General features: G+C 56.7%; 17 protein-coding genes. All 17 read left to right on the top strand.

Annotated features, from left to right (window positions below; genetic code table 11):
- Positions 1–314: 314 nt before the first annotated feature.
- The 17 genes from IEY39_RS05075 to IEY39_RS04995 are packed head-to-tail and all read left to right on the top strand — an operon-like array spanning position 315 to position 22053.
- Positions 315–1928 carry a phage tail sheath family protein gene (locus tag IEY39_RS05075; protein WP_188929136.1) on the top strand — a complete coding sequence of 538 codons (1614 nt, stop codon included), beginning with the start codon at positions 315–317 and terminating at the stop codon, positions 1926–1928.
- Between the two features lie 42 nt (positions 1929–1970).
- Positions 1971–2501, top strand: coding sequence for a phage tail protein (locus tag IEY39_RS05070; RefSeq protein WP_188929134.1), 531 nt, complete (start codon positions 1971–1973; stop codon positions 2499–2501).
- Positions 2502–2510: 9 nt separating this feature from the next.
- Positions 2511–3242 (top strand): T4 family baseplate hub assembly chaperone, encoded by a 732-nt coding sequence (locus tag IEY39_RS05065; RefSeq protein WP_188929133.1) that lies wholly within the window; start codon positions 2511–2513, stop codon positions 3240–3242.
- The gene (locus IEY39_RS05060) at positions 3242–4030 is read left to right on the top strand and encodes a hypothetical protein (protein WP_188929130.1); all 789 of its coding nucleotides are present in this window, start codon (positions 3242–3244) and stop codon (positions 4028–4030) included. The genes IEY39_RS05065 and IEY39_RS05060 overlap by 1 nt, the downstream gene beginning before the upstream one ends.
- Entirely contained in the window at positions 4027–5373 is a 1347-nt protein-coding gene (locus IEY39_RS05055; RefSeq protein WP_188929128.1) for a Pvc16 family protein, read from the top strand. The genes IEY39_RS05060 and IEY39_RS05055 overlap by 4 nt, the downstream gene beginning before the upstream one ends.
- Before the next feature lie 17 nt (positions 5374–5390).
- Positions 5391–7355, top strand: coding sequence for an ATP-binding protein (locus IEY39_RS05050; protein ID WP_229688777.1), 1965 nt, complete (start codon positions 5391–5393; stop codon positions 7353–7355).
- Positions 7352–7600: a hypothetical protein gene (locus tag IEY39_RS05045; RefSeq protein WP_188929125.1), complete on the top strand. Its 249-nt coding sequence runs from the start codon at positions 7352–7354 to the stop codon at positions 7598–7600. The genes IEY39_RS05050 and IEY39_RS05045 overlap by 4 nt, the downstream gene beginning before the upstream one ends.
- Positions 7600–8274, top strand: coding sequence for a hypothetical protein (locus IEY39_RS05040; RefSeq protein WP_229688776.1), 675 nt, complete (start codon positions 7600–7602; stop codon positions 8272–8274). Before IEY39_RS05045 ends, IEY39_RS05040 begins: the two co-directional genes overlap by 1 nt.
- Before the next feature lie 18 nt (positions 8275–8292).
- Complete coding sequence (locus IEY39_RS05035) at positions 8293–8688, top strand: hypothetical protein (protein ID WP_229688775.1); 396 nt, start codon at positions 8293–8295, stop codon at positions 8686–8688.
- 2 nt (positions 8689–8690) lie between these two features.
- Positions 8691–9815 (top strand): hypothetical protein, encoded by a 1125-nt coding sequence (locus IEY39_RS05030; RefSeq protein ID WP_188929123.1) that lies wholly within the window; start codon positions 8691–8693, stop codon positions 9813–9815.
- Positions 9812–10336, top strand: a complete 525-nt coding sequence (locus IEY39_RS05025) for a phage baseplate assembly protein V (protein WP_188929121.1) — start codon at positions 9812–9814, stop codon at positions 10334–10336. Before IEY39_RS05030 ends, IEY39_RS05025 begins: the two co-directional genes overlap by 4 nt.
- A gap of 13 nt (positions 10337–10349) precedes the next feature.
- Complete coding sequence (locus IEY39_RS05020) at positions 10350–10670, top strand: hypothetical protein (RefSeq protein ID WP_188929119.1); 321 nt, start codon at positions 10350–10352, stop codon at positions 10668–10670.
- A gap of 42 nt (positions 10671–10712) precedes the next feature.
- The gene (locus tag IEY39_RS05015) at positions 10713–11063 is read left to right on the top strand and encodes a GPW/gp25 family protein (RefSeq protein WP_188929117.1); all 351 of its coding nucleotides are present in this window, start codon (positions 10713–10715) and stop codon (positions 11061–11063) included.
- Between the two features lie 7 nt (positions 11064–11070).
- Positions 11071–13602 carry a baseplate J/gp47 family protein gene (locus IEY39_RS05010; RefSeq protein WP_188929115.1) on the top strand — a complete coding sequence of 844 codons (2532 nt, stop codon included), beginning with the start codon at positions 11071–11073 and terminating at the stop codon, positions 13600–13602.
- On the top strand, positions 13599–16292 hold the full coding sequence (locus IEY39_RS05005) for a putative baseplate assembly protein (RefSeq protein WP_188929113.1): 2694 nt from the start codon (positions 13599–13601) through the stop codon (positions 16290–16292). The genes IEY39_RS05010 and IEY39_RS05005 overlap by 4 nt, the downstream gene beginning before the upstream one ends.
- Positions 16289–18460 (top strand): hypothetical protein, encoded by a 2172-nt coding sequence (locus tag IEY39_RS05000; RefSeq protein ID WP_188929111.1) that lies wholly within the window; start codon positions 16289–16291, stop codon positions 18458–18460. Before IEY39_RS05005 ends, IEY39_RS05000 begins: the two co-directional genes overlap by 4 nt.
- 26 nt (positions 18461–18486) lie before the next feature.
- Positions 18487–22053 (top strand): DUF6519 domain-containing protein, encoded by a 3567-nt coding sequence (locus tag IEY39_RS04995; RefSeq protein ID WP_188929109.1) that lies wholly within the window; start codon positions 18487–18489, stop codon positions 22051–22053.
- Position 22054: the final 1 nt, after the last annotated feature.

The raw sequence follows: 22054 nt of genomic DNA, 5'->3' as shown, positions 1-22054 counted from the left end.
TACCTGTTGGCGCCGGTAGAAACACCTGAGGGGTGATGCGTAGTTGTTCCTTAATCCTGGAAAAGAAAAAAAAAGTTTCTTTTTTCAAAAAAGATATTCTAGTTTTAATTCATCCACTCTTGATTAGTATCAACTCTACTTACCACCTTACAATTCCTATCCCCTTGTACACCTGCGGGTCCTACCCTGCGTGCTGCCTGTATACCCTCATCTGATCACCTGCGCGATCCTACCCTTGAAAAATGCAAAGCGACGATTGCATCGGGATCCTCATGCTTTCATTTTAATCTTGTCAATATCAATATTTTACCAATATGCCAGTTCAAACTACCTATCCGGGTGTGTATATCGAGGAGATACCAAGTGGGGTACACACCATTACCGGAGTCGCCACTTCCATCACGGCCTTTATCGGACGTGCGTTGTTCGGGCCGGTGAATCAACCAACGGTGATCAATAGCTGGAGAGACTATGAGCGAAACTTTGGTGGATTATGGTATTCCAGCACCATGAGCTATGCCGTAAACGATTTCTTCGGCAATGGTGGCAATCAGGCTGTGATCGTCCGGCTTTATAACGAGGATATTTCCGTCGGGCCGGGCATCGCGCAGATTGTCCTGCCGACTGCGGGTGGAAGCCCGCCGGGTGAGCCGCTGACACTGGTGGCGCTTGACCCGGGCGCCTGGGCGAACAAGCTGTATGCCGAGGTGGACTATAATACGCAGGACCCGACGGCGCCTGTGACATCCCCGCCTACCGCCACTGACCCCCATCTGTTCAACCTGCGCATCTATCAAAAGAGTACGGACGGAAGCCCCGATCAGGTGCAGGAGACTTATCTGAGGGTGTCGATCAATCCTTCGGATACGCTGTATCTTCCCCGGGTGCTGCAACAGAATTCCACCTTGTTCAGCGTGTCACAGGACGCCACCGGCAACTGGATCGTACCGGGCAGGCCCATGCTGACCAGCGAGACGGATGCGAAAGGAGGAAGCGACGGCATCGATCTCACCTTTACGCAGTATGAGGGTGATCCGCTGGCCAAGACCGGTATCTATGCGCTGGAGATGGCCAGCCTGTTCAACCTGCTTTGTATCCCGCCGCCCGTTCGTGGAACGGATACGCCTATCACGACCTACCAGAAAGCGATGACGTTTTGTGCCAATAATGGGGCCGTGCTGATCGTCGATCCCCCTATCGCCTGGGCCGCCAACCCGGCAACCGCGGTTTCGCGGGCCCTGGGAGGACTCAGCAGTCTTGGACTTACGGGTGTCTATGCCCGTAATGCCGTCCTGTATTTCCCCCGTGTGCTCGAGGCCGATCCGTTGTGGAATAACCAGCTAGACACCTTTGTTCCCTGTGGCATCATGGCGGGGATCATGGCCCGGACGGACTCGACCAGGGGTGTATGGAAGTCGCCCGCCGGCATCGACGCCTCGCTGAATGGGATCTCGGGTCTGCAATATGTCATGACGGACGCGGAGAACGGGCAGCTTAACCCGGTAGGCATAAATTGTTTCCGGACATTCCCTATAACGGGAACGGTTGCCTGGGGAGCGCGGACCATGCGTGGCGCCGACCAATTAGCCGACGACTATAAATATCTTGCTGTCCGCCGGACGGCACTTTTCCTCGAGAAGAGTCTCTACCAGGGCACGCAATGGGTGGTGTTCGAACCCAACGACGAAACGTTGTGGGCGCAGATCCGCCTCAACATCGGAGCTTTTATGCAAAACCTCTTTTTGCAGGGAGCGTTCCAGGGATCGACGCCGCAGCAGGCCTACCTGGTGAAGTGTGACGCCGAGACGACAACACAGAATGATATCGACCAGGGTATTGTCAATATCATTGTCGCCTTTGCTCCGCTGAAGCCGGCGGAATTTGTTATCATTCAAATCCAGCAGCTAGCGGGGCAGGTGAATGCCTAAATCAATCCGGGCCTCTGGCCCGCTATCTATTAAATCCTCACTATGGCACAATTTACAGTCAATCCACAACGCTTCGACCCGTATAAGAATTTTAAATTCATTGTATACTGGGATAGGAAACCTGTTGCGGGTATCAGTAAGGTGAGTGGTCTGAAGAAGACCACGGAAGTGATCAAGCACCGGGAGGGCGGTGATCCCAGTACGACCCGGAAGTCTCCGGGTAAGACGGATTACGATCCGATAACACTGGAGCGCGGCGTAACCAATGATGTTGCATTTGAACAATGGGCCAACAAGGTCTGGAACTATGGCTCGAAAGCCGGCGCCGAGGTCTCGCTGAAGGACTTCCGCAAGGAAATGCGCATCGTCGTATTGAATGAGGCCGGCCAGGTGGCGATGGCTTATAATATTCATCGTTGCTGGGTTTCAGAATACCAGGCTGAATCCGATCTGGATGCGAACGGTACCGGCGCGGTGCTTATCCAGCATATCAAATTGGAGAACGAAGGATGGGAGCGTGACACATCGGTAACGGAACCGAGCGAGCCCGGCTTTACAAACCCTGCATCCTAAAATCGGGTTATGCGTACTTTATCCGCATGGGAACTGCTTCAGGTGTGGGAGGATGGGGTCCCCTTTAGTCCCATGGGCAGATCGCTTCATCTCCTGGGGGCAGCCTGCTCGGTTGCCGACATGGACAGCATAGCGGAGCTTAGCATCGGCGAGCGGGATGCGCGGCTGCTGCTGCTGCGGGAATGGCTTTTCGGTACGAAATTATTCAACCGGATAAACTGTCCCCGATGCGGGGAGCCGGCGGAGTGGGCGATTCAAACGAGTGATATCCGGCTGCAGGAGCCGAGAGCCGATGCAATGGCTTCGGTATTCGAACTATCCCGCGGCGAGCTGCGGTTGCAATTCCGCCTTCCTAACAGCCATGACCTCATCAGGGCCGCCTCCGGAGAGCTGTCGGACCCCCGGCGGTTGCTGGCGGGCTGTGTGCTCACGGTGAATGGCGAAGAAAAAGACCTTGCACCGGCTGATCTGCCCGACGAGATGTGGGAAGCCCTGGAAATGCAAATGGAGGAACAGGATCCGCAGGCCGATATCCGGATGATGATCGGCTGTCCCGCCTGCGGGCATCAGTGGGAGACCCATTTCGATATTGGCGTATACCTGTGGGCGGAAGTGGAGAACTGGGCGCACCGTATCCTACGCGAAGTCTATCTATTGGCCCGGGCGTTCGGCTGGTCGGAATACGATATTTTAACCATGACGCCTAAACGCAGGCAGCTTTATCTGGAAATGTTATCATAATGCTTCGATTTGCCAGAAATCTGATCGATCGTCACCTACAGCCCGGGTTAGCCATACAGCCCCGGCAGCGGCTCTGGTTTGAACCTGAACCGGAGCCGGGGATGCCGTCCCGGCAGGCAATGCCCGCGCAGGTGAGACCCGGCCCGGGAGATGAAGAGGATCCAGTGAGCCGACCCGGAAGGCGTGCGGAAAGCATTGCCAGTCGGGCGCCTGAGGAAAGTAGTGGCAAACGGACCGATGATCGGGCAGGGACGACGAAGGAGAAGTCTGCATCTGAAGCACCATCAGGGAAGATACCAAACGAAGAACAAAGGGTCGTCGCCCGGTGGAAGGGGATGACGGATGTGGGAGAGGATAGGAGGATCACCGGGCCGATGCCGCCGGTAGAAAAAAAGGATCGCGTTAAGGAGCCGGTGGCCCCGCCGGAGCAGCGGTCGCCGATTGTGCCGGCCTGGATGTACGCTTCTCCGGGAGAGAGCAAGGAGGATGAAACAGGGCAGCTTAATACCGGTGGCGGGTATGCGACTGAAAGGCCGGTGATGCCTGCGACTGCGCCGGATGCAAGGGCCGCGAGGGCGGAAAGTGGCTTCAACGGGAAGAAGGATTCGTCAGTGATGGCGGGTACAGCATCCAGTGAGAGCACGATCATCAGGGTCAGTATCGGCCGCATCGAAGTGAAGACCGCAACGCCGGCGCCACCGGCGGCACCGGTGCGGAAAAAGGAGCCGCCCAAGCCGAGGATGTCCCTGGAAGAATTTCTTAGTAAAAGAAAAAGCAACCACTCATGAGTTCGGCCCTAGCCATAGCCTCGGTGACCCAAGTGTTGCGCGACCTGTTGAATACAGGAATGCTCGATCGGGATGTGTCGGGCACCACAGGCGAAAATGTAACGGTGACCTGTCTTCCACCCGACCGGATCGATACTTCCGCATCAGGCGAGCAAAGCCAGCTTAATCTCTTCATGTACATGGTTACCCCCAACCAGGGCTGGCGTAACCAGAACATGCCCTCGCTGAATCAGCAGGGTAACGGGATGCTTACTAACCCCTATCTTGCTCTGGACCTGCACTACCTGCTGTCGGCCTATAGCCCGAATGAACTGCACCCCGAGATCCTGCTGGGATACGGGATGCAGCTGTTGTTTGAAACGCCGGTGCTGCCGCGTGATGCCATCCGCAATTCGCTCACCCTTTCCACGGGATTTTCACCCGGCACCCTGCCGGCCAATTTACGGTCGTTAGCCACGTCGGGGCTGGCAGACCAGGTGGAGATGATCAAGATCGTCCCCGAGGCGCTAAATACAGAAGAGATCTCCAAGCTGTGGACGGCTTTCCAGGCTAATTACCGGCCGACCACCGCGTACAAGGTGACTGTCGTACTGATACAGGCGGAGAATTCCACCAACGTTGCGCTGCCGGTGCGCGAGCGGAAATTATATGTTCAACCATTCAATCATCCGGTGATCAACAGTATCCAGTCACAGGCAGCGCCTGGCCAGCCGTTGAGCTCCAACCAAAAGATCCTTACCGGCTACCGGTTGTTCCTGAATGGCGATCAACTGAAGGGGGATATCGTGGAGGCCGATATCGACGGGGATATGATCGTACCGGATATTATCACGCCATCGCAGGTGAGTTTCATTCTGCCTGCTGATCTGCCCGCGGGTGTTCATACGATAACGGTGGACCAGTTGAAGGCGATGGGTACTCCGCCAACCGACCGGTCGTTGTTCCGATCGAATGCCGTTGCGTTTACGCTCAGTCCGTTTATTGTGGACCCTTTTGGCAGTCCGGTGACGATAACGAACAAGGTTGACAACAGCGATGGCACGGTGTCGGCGACGCTAAGCCTCTCGCTGAACCCGGATGTGCTGCCGACGCAAACCATAATGCTATTGCTGAATCAATATTTCCCGGGCAGTGCAGGCAACGTTGCGCCCAATAATTACAGCTTTCCTGCCCAGCCCGTCGAACCGACGAGTCCTCCTGGTCCTGTCGCCCAGGTACAGGCCCAGGTGAACCGCGTCATTGCGGGAACTTACCTGGTGCGGGTGCAGGTAGATGGAGCCGAGAGTCCGGTGTATTCTGATGCTACCGGTAAATTCTATGCTCCCACAGTAGTATTAACCTGATGTTCAAACGAGAAAAAATGTTGAATAGCCAATTGAATCAACGAGCGCTGATGGCTGCTTTAAAGCAGGTGCAGCAGGAAATGGAAGCGGCCCAATCCGGAGAGCCGGTGGACAGCGAGCCGGTGGATAGCGCCGGGCAGGTAGAGAATGCCGCCGGCGATTCAGCGTTGGATACGCTGGTTGGCATTCTGGGGCTTTCCACTTTCGAACGAAAGGTGCTGCTGATGTGTGCCGGTGTCGAGCTGGATGGTTCCTTTGCCCGGTTGGTAGGCCAGTTAAATGGATCGGCCACCCGGCAGCTGCCCTCCTTCGGAATGGCCCTTTCGGTATTCGGTGACGCGCACTGGAGCGCTTTGTCGCCCGACGGGCCCCTGCGTTACTGGCATCTTGTGGAGCTGGAGGACCAGCAACAAGGACAGGTGCTGACCCAGATGCCGCTGAAGATCGACGAACCGATCTTGTTCTATCTGACGGGTGTGCGGCAATTGGATGATCGATTGCGCAGGGCTGCAGAGCCGGTGGCTCCGCCGCACGAGCTAGTGCCGTCGCAACTGACCATAGCGGAAAAGATCATTGGCACCTGTTCGGCGAGCGCCGGAGTCAGCCTCTTATCCGTCATGCAGCTGGATGGCAATACGACCACGGATAAGGCAGCCGTTGCCGCCTATACCTGCTCGCTGCTTGGGCTCGATCTGTTTTCGATATCCGCGCTTGCCATTCCCACGCATGCTACCGACAGGATGGAATGGGCGAGGCTGTGGAACCGGCAGGCGGCGCTGAACTCCTCTGCGCTCTTTGTGGATCTTTCGGCGCTCGATGCTGCGGACAGAGATCGTACGATGGCGGTAAGCTCCTTTATCGAACATATCGGTGGGCTCCTGTTTATCGGCACCGGGCAATGGATACCCCGGCTGAACCGGCCGGTGCTTCGATGCGATATCAATAAGCCGACGACGATGGAACAGCTGTGGTTGTGGAAATACCTTTTGGAAAGGCCGATGGAGGCGCGTGACGGGGCTCTGGAGAAACTGGTGGGACAGTTCGATCTGAGTGCAAGTACGATACGGGCGGTTAGTGTGGAGGTGGCGGGTGCGCTGCGCAGAGAGAGCATAGAGGCGGCAGCTCAGGCTTCGTTGTTGTGGAAGACCTGTTGTGCGCATACGCGGCCGCATGTAGAGGATCTGGCCCAGCGCATCGAGGTGAAGGCAGGATGGAATGATATCGTATTGCCGGAAGAGCAAAAGGATATTTTACGGGAGATAGCGGCGCAGGTGAATCAGCGGAATAAGGTATACGGGGAATGGGGGTTTAGCGCCGCAGGTTCGCGTGGCCTGGGGATCAGCGTCCTCTTCTCCGGCGAAAGCGGCACGGGAAAGACCATGGCATCGGAAGTGCTGGCAAGCGAGCTGCAGCTGGACCTCTACCGCATCGACCTGAGCCAGGTGGTGAACAAATATATCGGCGAGACGGAGAAAAACCTGAAACGGGTGTTTGACGCAGCGGAGGAAGGAGGGGCCGTGCTGCTGTTCGACGAAGCCGATGCGTTGTTCGGCAAGCGGGGCGATGTCAAAGACAGTCATGACCGTTATGGGAACATCGAGGTGAGCTACCTGTTGCAGCGCATGGAAGCCTACCGTGGACTTGCCATTCTCACCACCAACATGAAGTCTTCCATCGACAAGGCTTTTTTCCGGCGCATCCGTTTTGTCGTTCAGTTTCCTTTTCCCGACGCCACACAGCGGGCCGAGATCTGGCGGAAAGTATTCCCTGCCAGCACGCCCACGCAGGGACTGGATGTCTCGAAGCTTGCCCGGATGAATATAGCCGGTGGCAACATCCGCAACATCGCATTAAACGCTGCTTTTATTGCCGCCAATGAAGGACGACCCGTACACATGGCCCATGTGGGCCGTGCTGCGCGCAGCGAATACGCCAAACTGGGAAAACCATTGAATAACCTGGAGACAGGGGTCATCATATGAATACGCAGATCGAATTACATATCGAAGAGCTGGTGGTCCATGGCGTGCAGCCACATGATGCGCGTGCCATCGGGCTGGCGGTTGAACGGGAACTAAGCCTGTTGCTGACCCGGCATGGAATGCCGCAGGGCCTTACGAGGGATAGAAGGTTGGGAGTGTTGGATGGGGGAGTGATCAAGTCGAACGGGGGACGCGAGATCGCGGGTGCGGTATTTAATGGGATGAGAAATGCAAAAATCAAGTAATGAGTAACAATCTGACTACGATCAGGACTTTTCCCGGTTCGCCGCCCATTCTCAAAGGAGGGATTGTGCTGATCGACCCGAACACTTCCGCGGTATTGCGGATCATCACCCTGCAATACAATCCCGACACCTTGTCGCGGACCCTGCAGGTGCAGGGTATTGGGAATAACAGCAGCCACCGGTCGGAGGCCCTGCGGCTTACCGGTCCGCCCGTCGAGACGATCAAACTGGATGCGGAGATCGACGCGACAGATCAGCTGGAGGTAGCCGACGCGACGGCGGTGCAGGAAGGCATTCTCCCGCAATTGGCCGCGCTGGAGACGATCATCTATCCCTATAGCTCCCAGATAGTGTCCAACAACAATCTGGCGCAGATGGGAACATTGGAGATAGCACCCATGGAATCGGCCCTCTCGCTTTTCATCTGGAACAAGAACCGGATACTTCCCGTCCGGCTCACCGATTTCAGCGTGACAGAAGAGGCCTTCGATGTCAACCTCAACCCTATTCGGGCCAAAGTGAGCATTGGCATGCGGGTATTGAACATCGACGACCTCGACTACGATCACAAGGGAAGCAGTCTTTATATGAGCTACCAGCAGAACAAGGAGCGGCTGGCCGGCATGTTTACCGGCAGCACCCTCAGTCAGCTGGGCATCAAATCAATTCCGTAACATTTTAACCTGTAGCACATGGCCTCCTTACCTACCAACCCATTACAGATCATCCTACAGCAGACCGGACAGGTGACGAGCTATTTCGCCCCGTCGAGCCGCTATTACCCTATCGCGGTGACATCGCTCACGTCGGCCGATGGGGCGGTTATCAACTATGTCCGTCGCCGGTTTGTCCCCAGAGCCGGGCAGTATCAGCTGTTACAGCTGCATACCGTGACGGAGGGCCAGCGCCTCGACAACATCACCAACCAGTATATCGGCGACCCGACGATGTTCTGGCAGCTGTGTGATGCCAATAATGTCCTCGATCCGGCCGAGCTGACGGTGACAATCGGCCGGCAGATCAGGATCACGTTGCCGCAAGGGATCAAGACCAGCAGCAACGGCAACAATAATAACAACGGACAATAGCCATGCTGAAGGGTATTTATCTGACGCTGATGATCGGTCCTGGTGTGCCACTAATAGCGCCCCAGGTGGTGGTCGATGCGTTGACGGGTGTGCAAGTGACCAGCAGCAAGGACCGCAGCGGTTTCCAGCTGACCTTTGCCGTGGCCAAGAACTCGCCGCTGATCACGACTATGTTGCCGGCGGGTTATTTCGATCCCATTATCACCCGTGTACTGATCATCGTAACATTGAACGGCGTACCGAATGTCCTCATGGACGGGTTGATCACCAACCAGGAATATGCGCCGTCCAATGAAGTGGGGCAATCCGTCCTGACGATAACGGGAGAGGATCTGAGCGTGGCCATGGACGTGCTGGACATGGTGATCCCGTATCCTTTTATGCCTGATGAGGCGATCGTCAACCTGGTGCTGGCGAAATACTTAGTTCTGGGAGTAACGCCTCTGGTGATCCCCCCCATTATCCCGGTGATAAAAACAGCAATCGATGGATGGATCACACAGCGGGGGACGGACAGGGAGTTTATCAAGGAAAGGGCCAGGATCAACGGGTATGTGTTTTTCGTAGATCCGGGACCGGTACCGGGCCAGAGCATCGCCTATTTCGGTCCGGATATAAACCTTCCCATACCTCAGCCCGCGCTGACCATCAATATGGATTCCGCCACGAATGTCGAGTCGCTGAGCTTTTCGCTTGACGGGCTGGCCAAGAAGATCAGGTTGTATACGATCTATGATCCATTCACCGACTCCATACCCATACCCGTCCCCGTACCAAATGTCAACATTTTCAAGCCGCCGCTGGGGGTGCGGCCTACACCGCCTGCCCGGTTCGAGATTGCGCAGGAAGGCTCTGAACTGGCTATCGACGAGGCCGCTCAGACCATTCTGGGGTTTATGATGAACAATTCGACGGCTATCACGGCCAGCGGAAGCCTGGATGTCATGCGTTATGAGCAGATTCTTCGGGCGCGCCTGATCGTCGGTGTCCGCGGCGCGGGGCTTGCCTACGACGGGTTGTACTATGTAGATAGCGTTACCCATAATATCAAGCAGGGAGAATACAAACAGAACTTTACTCTGTCAAGAGACGGATTGATCTCCAACACACCAATGCTAATACCATGAAGGAAACAGGAAAATTTTTTGGAAAATACAAGGGTACCGTAGTTTTTAACGAGGACCCTGAGTTCAGGGGGCGGCTCTTGCTCAATGTTCCCGATGTCTATGGACTCATTCCTTCTCCCTGGGCCGAGCCCTGCACACCGCTGGCCGGGCCGACGGGACCGGAGATGGGCGTATATATGGTTCCGCCTATCGATACCCCGGTTTGGGTAGAATTCGAGAAAGGGGACCAGAATAAACCTATCTGGGTTGGCTGTCGTTGGGGGGGGCCGCAGAATGTGCCGCCATTGGCCCTTGCCGGTTTACCCATCTCGCCCAATATCCTTATGCAGTCGGCTGGTCAGAATACGATTATGATCAGCGACCTGCCTACACCTGCGGGTGGCATTATGTTGAAGAGCACCTTAGGTGCAACCATTACCGTCAATGATATCGCCATCACCATCCAGAACGGGAAAGGGGCCAGCATCGTGCTGACGGCCAACACCGTTGTGATCAATGAGGGCGCACTGACGATCATTTAAAAAATTTCAATTCATGCCAGGATTCATCTTACACGAAGGCGCCATAGTCCAATGCGTTCATGGGGGATTGGCCCAGCCGACCGTAACGGTCCCCCGCGTGCTGGTGATGGGAATGCCCGTTACCGTACAGCCGGCGCCTTATGGCATTGTCGGGTGCGTGTTCAATGTATCGGGGGCTCCCATGCCCTGTGTTACGGCCCAGTGGACTACGGCCGCTACCCGAGTCTTTGCCATGGGACTGCCGGTGCTGGTGTTGTCGAGCCAGGCCACCTGCATACCTAATGGAACCCCGGTGATCATTTCGGAAACACAAACGATGGTCTCGGCGATGTAGCGGCACATCACGGCAGATGCCTGCCGATAAAATTGAGTCTATATGAATCTACAATTTCCATATCAGTTCGACGGAAGCGGCCGTACGGCGCAGACGGACGATAACGATCATATCCGTGAGATGATCGAGCAGGTGCTGTTCACGATACCGGGCGAACGGGTCAACCGTCCGCAGTATGGGACGGGGCTGATGCAGCTGGTCTTTCAACCCAACAGCGATCAATTGGCCACTACCATGCAGTTTACGGTGCAGGGGGCTTTGCAACAGTGGCTTGGCGACCTTATCGCCATTGGCGATGTGCAGGTGACCAGCGTTGATTCTTCCCTGACCGTCACCATATCCTATACCGTACGGACCACCCAACGAACCTTTATTGCCACATTCACCAGTTAGCTGATCTATGAAGTATAGTTGTTGTAATAATCCCCGTCGTGACGATGTCCTTGCACATCCAGTGCTGAACGGCATCGATTTCCTGGAAGTGATGGATAACCCGGGTGATCCATACGATGAGCGCCAGACGAAGCTATTCGTCTATTTCCTGAAGCCGCTGACGGCCGGGAGCCTTACGGTGGATAATATCCTCATTACCGGCGGGGACAGGATCCAAAACATCCAGGTGACGGCCGTGACGGTCGCACAGAGCCAGGTACTGTCCGTCCAGGTAGCCAAGGCTGGAGACTTCTCTACCTATACCCTTCAAATAGTGCAGAGCGTGGAGCACGAGCAGGACGCTCCGCCGACGGGTTTCGACCCTATCCTCTCTTCCATCGATTTTTGTTTTAAGGTCGCGTGCCCGAGCGATTTCGATTGTCAGCCCGCCTGTGATTGTGCACCCGGGCCGCAAAAGGCCCCGGCCATCAACTATGTGGCGAAGGACTATGCCAGCTTCCGGCAGCTGATGCTCGACCGGTTGTCGCTGCTTGTACCCGACTGGACAGAGCGGCATGCTGCCGATCTGGGCATTGTTCTGGTGGAGATGCTTTCCTATGTCGGCGACTATCTCAGCTATAAGCAGGATGCCATTGCCACGGAAGCCTATCTGCATACTGCACGCCGGCGGATATCCGTCCGCAGGCATGTCCGGCTTGTCGACTATTTTATGCACGACGGATGTAATTCGCGGGTATGGGTACAAGTGAGGGTGGGACCGGGTGTTGTTGGGTTTCCGCTGACGAGAACTTTCAACGGCGCCGTCACGCAGCTATTGACCCAGGTGAGCGCGCTTCCTGCCGGCCTTTCCGTTTTCCGGCCAACCGATGCTTTTTATCAGACGGCGTTGATCGCCGGCTCCCTGGTGTTCGAGCCGATGCAGGATGTGCAGTTGTATACCGATCATAACCAATTGCTTTTTTATACCTGGGGGGATAGCCAGTGCTGTCTGCCCCAAGGCGCTGTAACCGCTACGCTGGCAGGCAGCCATCCCTATCTGCAGGTGGGGCAGGTGCTGATACTACAGGAGGTGTTGGGGCCACAGACAGGTGCGGCGGCGGATGCCGATCCAACGCACCGGTATCCCGTATGTCTCTCGTCGGTGACGGCTTCGTCCGACCCCTTGTATGGGGTGGCTGTGACGGAGATCAGCTGGGCAGCGGCCGATGCCTTACCGGCGCCGTTGTGCATCTCTTCCCTGGTGGGTACGCACTATTACGACAATGTAAGCGTGGCCCTTGGCAATATCGTGCTGGCGGATTACGGGAGCACCATCCAGGATACGACAACTTCTTCGCTTGCGCCATCGGTCGTCGCTCAACCCGACCCCGCGCTAACTATTATGACGGGTTCGTGCGCCGACCATTGCAATACGCCCGTGGCGACTCCTACGCCGCCCCGGTTCAATCCTTTGCTTTCTCGGGGGCCGTTGACGCAGGCCGCACCTTTCGATGCTACTGTTGCGCTGTCATCGGCGGCTGCCTGTATGCAATGGACGGTGGAGAGCGCCGCCCCGGCGATCACCCTGACGCAGACCGTTGCGGGAGAGCCTGGTGTCTTCACATGGACGCCGTTGCGCGACCTGTTGGGCAGTGCCGCCGATACCTTGTCGTTTGTAGCCGAGGTCGAATCAGACGGATCAACACAAATCCGATTTGGCAATGGGCTGCAGGGCATGCGGCCCGTCTCCGGCAGTCGATTCATGGCTACCTATCGTATCGGTAATGGCGCAAGCGGGAATATTGGCGCAGGAACGATAGCCTACCTGGTTACCAGCGATACGGCGCTGCTTAGCAGCATCCCGCAGACGGGCATGATCACCAATCCCCTTCCCGCGCAGGGTGGGGTAGAGCCCGAGTCTATGGATACGGCCAGCCAGAATGCACCCGATGCCTTTCGGACCCAGGAGCGGGCCGTTACGGCACAGGATTATGCCGATTTCGCCCAGACCTGCAATCCCGGGATACAAGTTGCTGCCTGTACGTTCAGGTGGACCGGCAGCTGGCGGACGGCTTTTCTGTCGGTAGACCCCACTCCGATGGTGCATGTAGATGATACTTTTAAGCAATCGCTGTTGAACTGTATGGACCGGTACCGGATGGCCGGGCAGGACCTGGATGTCGATGCGTCTGTTTATGTGTCGCTCGAGATCCATATGACGGTGTGTGTAGCGGCGGGCTATTTCGCCGCCAATGTAAAGGAGGCACTGCTGGCGGTGTTCAGCAACAAAATCCTGCCCGATGGGACGCGTGGTGTCTTCTATCCGGGGAATTTCGGTTTCGGGCAGACGGTATACCTCAGTCCACTGTATGCGGCTGCGCAGCAAACGGCCGGAGTAAGCAGTGTAAAGATCACCCGATTCCGTCGCCAGGGCGATAAATATTCCAACGGGATAGCAGCAGGGAAGCTAGAGATGCACCGGCTGGAGATACCGCGGCTGGACAATGATCGCAATTACCCCGACAGGGGCATTTTCAAACTAACCATGAATACCGTATGAGCGATTCGACGACCTGTGGCGCCTGTGCGGGCCTCTCCCTGCAAACACCGGGACTGGTGAGTAACCTTCCCGGGTTGAATGCCATTGCCTACCGGGTAGGCACGCAGCCGACCTTTTTGGAGAGTATGCTGGCCGGGCTGGCGACCTCCGGACAACCAGCTTTATATGGCCTGACCACGCGCAACGATGATGACTTTACCATCGCCTTGCTGGATGCCTGGGCCACTGTGGCCGATGTGCTCACCTTTTATCAGGAGCGCATCGCCAATGAGTCCTATCTGCGGACGGCCATCGAGCAGCTTTCCGTCATAGAACTGGCCCGGCTCATAGGGTATGAACTGCGGCCCGGAGTTGCCGCTGATGTTTACCTGAGTTTTATTGTCAACAGCGCATCGCCTATCCCTACCCCAAATGCCACTGCCCCGGCCATCCAGCCGCCCGTGATGATCCCCACGGGGACGCAGGTGCAGAGTGTGCCTGCACCGGGTCAGCAAGCACAGACCTTCGAGACGATAGAAGGCATTACGGCAAGGGTGGAATGGAATGCGCTGACGCCCCGGCTCACCTCTCCCCAGGTGGTGAGTGTCGATAGCACGGGCATCCTTTTCCGTGGGCTATCGACTGCGTTGAATGTCGGGGACATCGTGCTGATCGTCGATGCCAGCAACCAGCGTAAAATGCGGAAGGTAGCGGCGATATCCCCCGGTGTCTTATCTCAGACCACCTCGGTGACGCTGGCCGATGTAACGACTATGGTGAGCGATGCCGGTGCGACGATCGTGGAGATGGTCCCTGCCGGCAGCCTTAGCGGTTTCGGGCCGGATATGGGCTTTGCAGACCTTGTCTCCAGTATCATGGCCCGGCAATGGGAGGCGGCTGACATCCTTACTATTATGCAGATGCGGCAGTGGTCGATGGAAGACCTGGTCGCAGCTGTCAGGAATGCCCTGGCGCAACCGACCCCCTATGGCACCCAGGTGTATGCCATGCGTAAGCAGGCACTCGTCTTCGGATATAATGCTCCGTTACAAGTGACGTATAATTCCAATGGCCAGCTGAACCCACCCTCCGCCTGGCAGGAGTGGACATTGACGGACACGGGTACGCTGTTATACCTGGATGCCGCCTACAGCGGAATACTGGCCGGAAGCCATATCGGGATACAACAGCCGGACGCCTCATCCCAGCCTGTTGCGATCGATCAGGCGCCGGTGTTCGGGGTCATCAGCGCGGATGTGGGCTCACGAACGGCCTATGGGCTTAGCACGAAGACGACGACTTTGTCCCTGGATGCAAATGTTCCCTGGTCGGGCGCGTCGACCCCGCTGCTTTCGCTGATCCGCCAGGTCACCGTATATGCCCAGAGCGAGCTACTGACACTCGCGGATACTCCCGACCCTTCGGCGGTGACGGGGAATCAATTAGTATTGAATGGATTTTACCCAGGCTTGCTGGACGGGCAAGTGATCCTTCTCTCCGGTAGCCGAAGCGATTTGGCGGGTACGGTGGCCAGTGAGGCTGCCACCTTGCAGGATGTGAGCATCGTACAGGGATATACCGTACTCACCTTTGTCGATAACCTGACCTATAGCTATGTCCGATCGTCCGTGACCATCAATGCCAATGTGGCGATGGCTACGCACGGGATGACGATAAAGGAGACGCTTGGCGGCGGTGATGCCACCCAGGTCTTTCAGTCCTTTCAGCTGAAGCAATCGCCGCTTACTTACATCACTGCCGCCACACCTGCCGGCATTATATCCACGCTGGTGATCTATGTCAACGATCTTCTTTGGAAGGAGGTGCCCTATTTCTATGGCCATGGGCCGGGCGAGATGATCTATATCACCCGGCAGGATGCATCCGGAATGACGACCGTCACCTTTGGCGATGGGGTCACCGGCGCCCGGCTGCCGACCGGTGCAGGTAATATCAAGGCCACCTACCGCCAGGGTATCGGGCTGCCGGGACTGGTGGGCGCCAACCAGCTGACCCAGCTGACCAATAAGCCACCAGGCGTCAAGTCGGTGACTAACTCCCTCCCGGCCAATGGTGCTGCCAATGCCGAGGGGTTGTCGGATGGCCGGATGCATGCTACGCTGACGATCATGACCCTCGACCGGGTGGTTTCGCTGGAAGACTACCAGGATTTTGCCGCGGCTTATGCGGGCATCGGCAAGGCGCTGGCTACCTGGACCTGGCATGCCCAGAAACGGTGCATCTATCTTACGCTGGCGGGTGTCAACGGCGCCGCCATCGATGTTACCAGCACGCTGTATACCGATCTGAAAGAAGCCATCCTGGAGGCGGGTGATCCCGATGTGCCTGTTACGATCGTGTCCTATCAACCGATCTTCTTTCTGTTGCAAGCCAATATCATCCCGGACCCTATTCACATTGCGGCTGATGTCCAGACGGCGGTGGAGAAGGCTTTGCTGGGAGGGTTTTCCTTTGCCCAGCGGGCATTCGGCCAGCCGGTGGCGTTGAGTGAAGTCATAGCCGTCGCACAGGATGTTACAGGAGTGGTGGCCGTGGATATGATCGCTTTCAACCTGTCCACCGATGCCACGCCCTCTATCAAAAACAGACTGGATGCCAGTATGCCCCAGCCTGGCGCTTATTCCGCCACCCCCGCCCAGTTATTGATGATCGACCCTTCGAACCTGCAAATAAATTTGATCACATCATGAGCTTTGATCTGAAAACCTTGTATGAATTGCTACCGTCGTTGTACCGGATACGGGACAGTGCGGTTGGCCAGTCCCTGCTGACGCCGCAGGTGCGGGCGGCCATTGCGGCCCTGCAACTGCAGGCAGTGGAAGCGGTGGACCCCGATGGAGAGGCCGCGGATGGGCTTCGTCTGCAGATCGATGAACTGCAACGTGGACCGCTGAAGGCCCTGGTCTCCATCCTTGCCGGGCAGATCGCCGTATTGGATGAGAACCTCGATCAGCTGTACGACGACCTGTTTATCGAGACCTGTGCCGAGTGGGTGGTGCCATATATCGGCGACCTTATCGGTACGAAGGGGCTGCTGCCTGCAACGGATGCGCCTTTTAGCCAGCGGCCCGTCGTCGCCAATACCATCGGCTACCGGCGCCGCAAGGGCACGGCATCGGTGGTGGAACAACTGGCGCGGGATGTAACGGGATGGAATGCCAGTGTCGTCGAGTATTTTAAATGGCTCTGTACCACGCAATACATGAATCATCTGCGACCGGACAACCGATCGTATATCGATCTCCGTGATCGCCCGATGCTGACCTGGCTCAATACCCCCTTCGACCGGGCTCCGCATACGGCTGAAGTCCGGCGTATCGGGAGCCTGCGGGGTAAATACAATATTCCCAACCTGGGGGTCTTTCTCTGGCGTGTCAACAGCTATCCCCTGACGATGGCGACCCCATACCAGGTGGATATGCGGCGCTATACCTTCGATGCGCTGGGTATGGACAGGGCTTTGTACAACCTGCCCGTGTCCGAGGAAACGATCACTACGCTTGCCACGCCCCTCAACGTGCCGATGCCGTTGTTGCGGCCTGTACTTCACAGGGGGCTGTCCACCTATTACGGAACGGGAAAGAGCCTGGCAATATATGCCGGAGGCCAGCCTGTGGCGGCCGAAAATATCTCCATCTGCGATCTGGGTGATCTGCGGGATGCTTCGGGTCAGGTGACCGGCTGGTACAATCTGCCACAGGACAAGGTGGCCATCGACCCGCTGCGGGGGCGACTGGCCTTTCCCGCGACGCAGGCGCCACCTGCCGACGTCCTGGCAAGCTATCACTATGGATGGACGGCCGATATCGGCGGTGGTGAATACAGCCGATCGGCCACATTCGCTACCGGACCAGCCACGGTAGTACGTGTGCCCACCGATATGCCGACGATACAAAGCGCGCTCGATCTTCTGGCGGTGTCGGGAGGTGTCGTGGAAGTAGAGGGCAACCGGTATTATTTCGAGACGCCGGTGGTGCATATCGCTGCTGCCGCCACGATCGAATTGCGGGCTGCCGACGAATGCCGGCCTGTACTGGTGCTCAACGGTGCGTTGGAGGTCTATGGAGGTGCGGAGGCGGCCTTTCATCTCAATGGATTCCTCATCGCCGGAGGCTATCTGCATATGCCATTGCTGGGTCCCACCGGTGGGTCCAATGCATTACATAGCGTCACGCTGCAACACTGTACGCTGGTGCCCGGGGCGACACCCGCCATCGGCCCGATAGCGGCCCAGCCTGTTCTGCCCAGGCTGGTGGCTGAGGTGCCCGATATCCTGATCTCGGTCGACCGCTGTATCCTGGGCAGGGTATTGGCTGTGGGCGGGTCGACTATCAGCATCACCAACAGCATACTGGATGCGGGGCAGGAGACGGAAGTCGCTTTTGCCGACCTCTCGGGACAGGGGCCCGGCGCCAGCCTGAATACCATCAACAGCACTATTAACGGTAAAGTATATACTATGATCTTAAATGCCTCCGACAGCATTTTCCGTTCGCGGCTGTCGCAGTATGATACCTGGCCCGGACCCGTCCTGGCCGAACGGCTGCAACAAGGGTGTGCCCGGTTCTCGTATTTTCCGCCGGGTTCGCGTATCCCGAGGCCTTATCATTGTCAACCGGCAAGTTCTGCCGTGGCGGTGACGGTGCAGCCCGCGTTCACCTCCCTGCGGTATGGGGATCCGGGCTATTATCAGTTGAGCGCTATCTGTCCCGTGGCCATCAGCCAGGGGGCTGACGACGGAGCGGAGATGGGCGCTTTTCACCTTCTTTATCAACCCCAACGCATCGCTAACCTGCAGTCGCGACTGGATGAATACCTGCGCTTCAGCATGGAGGCGGGCATCTTTTGTGCCTCATAAACCTATTCATATTAAATGCTAAGACTATGGCCCTAGATACTTCACGTAACTCATTTGTACAAGAGAAGCATTACAGCGGTGTGCTCATTCAGCAGGGCCGCGTACAGACGGATGCGGACTGGAACGAACAATGGCAGATCGAACGCCACCGGACCATGACGGAAGCCGTCGATACGATCGGGACTTCCGGTGTCCCTAAAAAAGGCGGTGGATTCAAGATCGGCGCTGTGGCGGGTGGTGGCGACCTGACAATATCGCCCGGCAGGATCTATGTCGGCGGATTGTTGTGCGAACTCGAGAAGACGATCACCGCGGCTACGTATTTACATCAGCCTTATTACCCTGACCCTGACCTGAGCTATTTCGATATTGCCGGGGGTGGCGCCGGCGGCGGTTCCGCGAGTTCGGGCAGTGCGTCCGGCAGTCCATTGTCGAGTCCGCCCGACAGTCCCCCGTCGAGCCCTCCCGTGACCACCCTACAGGACGGGGTTTACCTTGTCTACCTGGATGCCTGGCAGCGGGAGGTGAATTTCCATGACGACCCTCATATACATGAGGTGGCGCTGGGCGAAGCGGATACGGCCATCCGGATGCAGAATGTGTGGCAGGTGAAGCTGTGGCAGCTACCCCAGCCGGTGAGTGGAGATGTCACCTGCGACACTTATTTCCCTGGTTGGCAGCAAAAGATCGCCGGACCGACGGGCAGGATGAATGCCCGGGTCGTCACGCCCGCTAACCCTACCAACCCCTGTGTGCTGCCCCCGACCTCGGGCTATAGGGGACTGGAGAACCAGCTCTATCGCGTCGAAGTGCAGAACGGCGGCCCGTTGGCCACGGCTACCTTTAAATGGTCGCGGGACAATGCCACGGTGGAAACCATCATCGATGATATCGATAATAAGACCATCACCGTCGCCGACCTGGGCAGGGATAATGCGACCCTGAGTTTCGGCTATGGGCAATGGGTAGAGGTCGTCGATGATGAGTCGACGCTCGATCGGAAACCCAACCCCCTCGTTACCATCCAGGACATTACCCCTACCCCTGGCGGGATGCAAGTGCTGGTGAGCGACCCGGTGGAGCAATACAATGGTCTGGCCGGGCTAAAACTCCGGCGTTGGGACCAGTCCACCAATGCCTCTGCGGATGGTATGAAAATGCAGGGCGGCAGCTGGATCGACCTGGAGAACGGCATCCAGATACAGTTTCATGATGGAACATACTGCCCCGGCGATTTCTGGATGATACCGGCGCGCACGGCGACGGGTAATATCGAATGGCCTCCTTTTACTCCGGAGACCGCGGCCAGCCCTATTGCGCAGCCGCCGATGGGAGTTCATCATTACTATTGCCGGCTGGCGCTGATCGAAGTGAGCGGGGGGGTGATAACCCCGCAGGATTGCCGGCGTCAATTCCCGCCTCTCACGGAGATCGATGCCTCAGATGTAAAGTTCAATAACAGCACCTGTGACCTGGCGGGCGCCGTCAATGTACAAGAGGCCCTGGACCAGCTTTGTGCGGCCAACAATATGCGGGACCACAACAAGTACCTTCATGGAACGGGGGTCGTCTGTGGGCTGCAGGTGGTGTGTGGCTATCTGCGGCAAACCGTCACGATAAAGCAAGGGTATGCCATCGACTGTGAGGGCAATGTTATCCGGATAAAGCAGCAGGCGACCTATCCCATTGTAGAAGCGTCCAGACAATATCTGAATGGCGAGGGCAGCGGAGCTGTTGCCCTGATATTGAACAGCGGGACGGGCACCCCTACCTTTTCCGTAGAGAAATATGTCAAGCGGCCATTCTGGGAGGAGGTGCTGGAAGGGACGCTGCTAAAGGATTTTTACGACGATTCGGTAGGGAAATTGATCAGCTTTATCAAGATGCAGTTTGGTTCGCTGACGCCGGTGGCTCCTGTGCCTGTAGGCCAGCGGCGGCTTACGGCTTTGCTGAACCTGCTGGCGCAGGTGCTGAACTCTGCCAGCGGTCCATACGCTTTTCTCAGCGGAGTGCAAGGCACGCGCAGCGACTGTACGGGTAGTGGCGTCGAGATACAATACGAAGACCAGCTGTTATATTGTCTTTACCAGGATCTGAAGACCTTGCTGACCAGCCAGACCTTTTGCGGGATGTTCGACGGAGACCGGTCTTTTCCCGACTATACTATTGCCCCAGGGATGCAAACGATATTCGGTGCGCCGTTGCAGACCCATTACCGGCTGCAGATCAGTCCCGACGGCCAATATGCCTATACGTCCGGTAACGGCAATGTAGTGTACATGTATGATCTTGCTTCGATGCAGCTGCTGAATATCCTTACCTTCCCAGCCAGCACGAGCATCGTCATCCAGGATATCGCCATCTCTCCTGATGGGACGCAGCTGGTGGTGCTGGGTGTGCTGAACAACCTGGACTCGTATTTTGCCATTGCAACCATTGCCGCAGGCGGCACCTATACCTGGGGGTCTACCTCCGTGGCCTGCGCCACACAATTTGCGCGGATAGGATTTTCACCAGGGGCATCCGCCGCTGCTGCGCCACTGTCACCGCCGGCGCCGCCGAGCCCGATCAGTCTGTATGGGACGGTTGTCACCAAAGGCTTTTTCCAGATCTCGGCCATTGGAACATCGGCTTTCGCTACGAAACAGATAGGGCCTGTGTTCAATGCCACGGGTCTGTTCTCGTGGTATCAGCCCAACGGCATGTATATCTTTGCGGCGATGTCGGACCAGAGCGGGGTACAAACCTCGTTCGACCAGATCATCATCTTTGCGATGGACCCCAACGCCACCCTGCTGGGCGGCAACTATCAAAGCCATCCCTTTAGCGGGGTAGATGCGGAGAACGACCTGTTGTACAGCAATGAATATCTTTTAGTCACCGGTAACGACCCCGGCGGGAGCGGACATAAGGCGCTGGGCTGGATACTAGGACTGGAAGATATGATCGCGGGCCCGAATCCTTTTACCACTCTTGTTCTTAATGATCAAAATTCGTACAACCGGCTGGCGGTGACCGGTAACTACCTGCTGGTAACGATGTCGGATCAGTGTAAGGCGGCCCGACTCAATCTGAACAACCTCTCCGCGGGCAGTGGTTTCCGGATACCTGTGCAGATTTATCCCATGGCTGTTGCGGTGAGTGCGGATGGGTCTACGGGGTACGTGCTGAATATGTTCGTCAATACCCTTACCGTGATCAATTTCAGCCAGGTCTTCAACACCTCGTCACCGCCTGACTATACGCTCGATCCGCCGTCGACGACCGACAGCATCAATGTCTACCGCACCGGGGTACTCGACGCCTATCAGGACCTGCTGCATCACCTCCTGCAGTTCTTTAAGGATAGTTTCTGCGATCGATTCCTCATCGACTGCCCCACCTGTACGCCAGGTGAGAAGATCTATCTCGGGTGTGTGGAGATACGGCGCAACAGGGTGTATAAGATATGCAATTTCCGGAAGCGGAAATATGTAAAGACGTTCAGGACGGTGGGCTACTGGCTTTCGACGATACCGATAGTGCCCGTGGTCAGGGAATCGCTGACGCGGTTCTGTTGTACAGTTATGGGAGCAACCTCTAAAATGAAATAAT

Source organism: Puia dinghuensis (assembly GCF_014642875.1).
GTDB classification, from domain to species: domain Bacteria; phylum Bacteroidota; class Bacteroidia; order Chitinophagales; family Chitinophagaceae; genus Puia; species Puia dinghuensis.
This window is presented reverse-complemented; position numbering and strand designations above follow the sequence as displayed.

Excerpts from the sequence above, each read along its gene's own strand:
- IEY39_RS05075 (WP_188929136.1), top strand. The coding sequence starts at position 315 with ATGCCAGTTCAAACTACCTATCCGGGTGTGTATATCGAGGAGATACCA.
- IEY39_RS05070 (WP_188929134.1), top strand. The coding sequence starts at position 1,971 with ATGGCACAATTTACAGTCAATCCACAACGCTTCGACCCGTATAAGAAT.
- IEY39_RS05065 (WP_188929133.1), top strand. The coding sequence starts at position 2,511 with ATGCGTACTTTATCCGCATGGGAACTGCTTCAGGTGTGGGAGGATGGG.
- IEY39_RS05060 (WP_188929130.1), top strand. The coding sequence starts at position 3,242 with ATGCTTCGATTTGCCAGAAATCTGATCGATCGTCACCTACAGCCCGGG.
- IEY39_RS05055 (WP_188929128.1), top strand. The coding sequence starts at position 4,027 with ATGAGTTCGGCCCTAGCCATAGCCTCGGTGACCCAAGTGTTGCGCGAC.
- IEY39_RS05050 (WP_229688777.1), top strand. The coding sequence starts at position 5,391 with ATGTTGAATAGCCAATTGAATCAACGAGCGCTGATGGCTGCTTTAAAG.
- IEY39_RS05045 (WP_188929125.1), top strand. The coding sequence starts at position 7,352 with ATGAATACGCAGATCGAATTACATATCGAAGAGCTGGTGGTCCATGGC.
- IEY39_RS05040 (WP_229688776.1), top strand. The coding sequence starts at position 7,600 with ATGAGTAACAATCTGACTACGATCAGGACTTTTCCCGGTTCGCCGCCC.
- IEY39_RS05035 (WP_229688775.1), top strand. The coding sequence starts at position 8,293 with ATGGCCTCCTTACCTACCAACCCATTACAGATCATCCTACAGCAGACC.
- IEY39_RS05030 (WP_188929123.1), top strand. The coding sequence starts at position 8,691 with ATGCTGAAGGGTATTTATCTGACGCTGATGATCGGTCCTGGTGTGCCA.
- IEY39_RS05025 (WP_188929121.1), top strand. The coding sequence starts at position 9,812 with ATGAAGGAAACAGGAAAATTTTTTGGAAAATACAAGGGTACCGTAGTT.
- IEY39_RS05020 (WP_188929119.1), top strand. The coding sequence starts at position 10,350 with ATGCCAGGATTCATCTTACACGAAGGCGCCATAGTCCAATGCGTTCAT.
- IEY39_RS05015 (WP_188929117.1), top strand. The coding sequence starts at position 10,713 with ATGAATCTACAATTTCCATATCAGTTCGACGGAAGCGGCCGTACGGCG.
- IEY39_RS05010 (WP_188929115.1), top strand. The coding sequence starts at position 11,071 with ATGAAGTATAGTTGTTGTAATAATCCCCGTCGTGACGATGTCCTTGCA.
- IEY39_RS05005 (WP_188929113.1), top strand. The coding sequence starts at position 13,599 with ATGAGCGATTCGACGACCTGTGGCGCCTGTGCGGGCCTCTCCCTGCAA.
- IEY39_RS05000 (WP_188929111.1), top strand. The coding sequence starts at position 16,289 with ATGAGCTTTGATCTGAAAACCTTGTATGAATTGCTACCGTCGTTGTAC.
- IEY39_RS04995 (WP_188929109.1), top strand. The coding sequence starts at position 18,487 with ATGGCCCTAGATACTTCACGTAACTCATTTGTACAAGAGAAGCATTAC.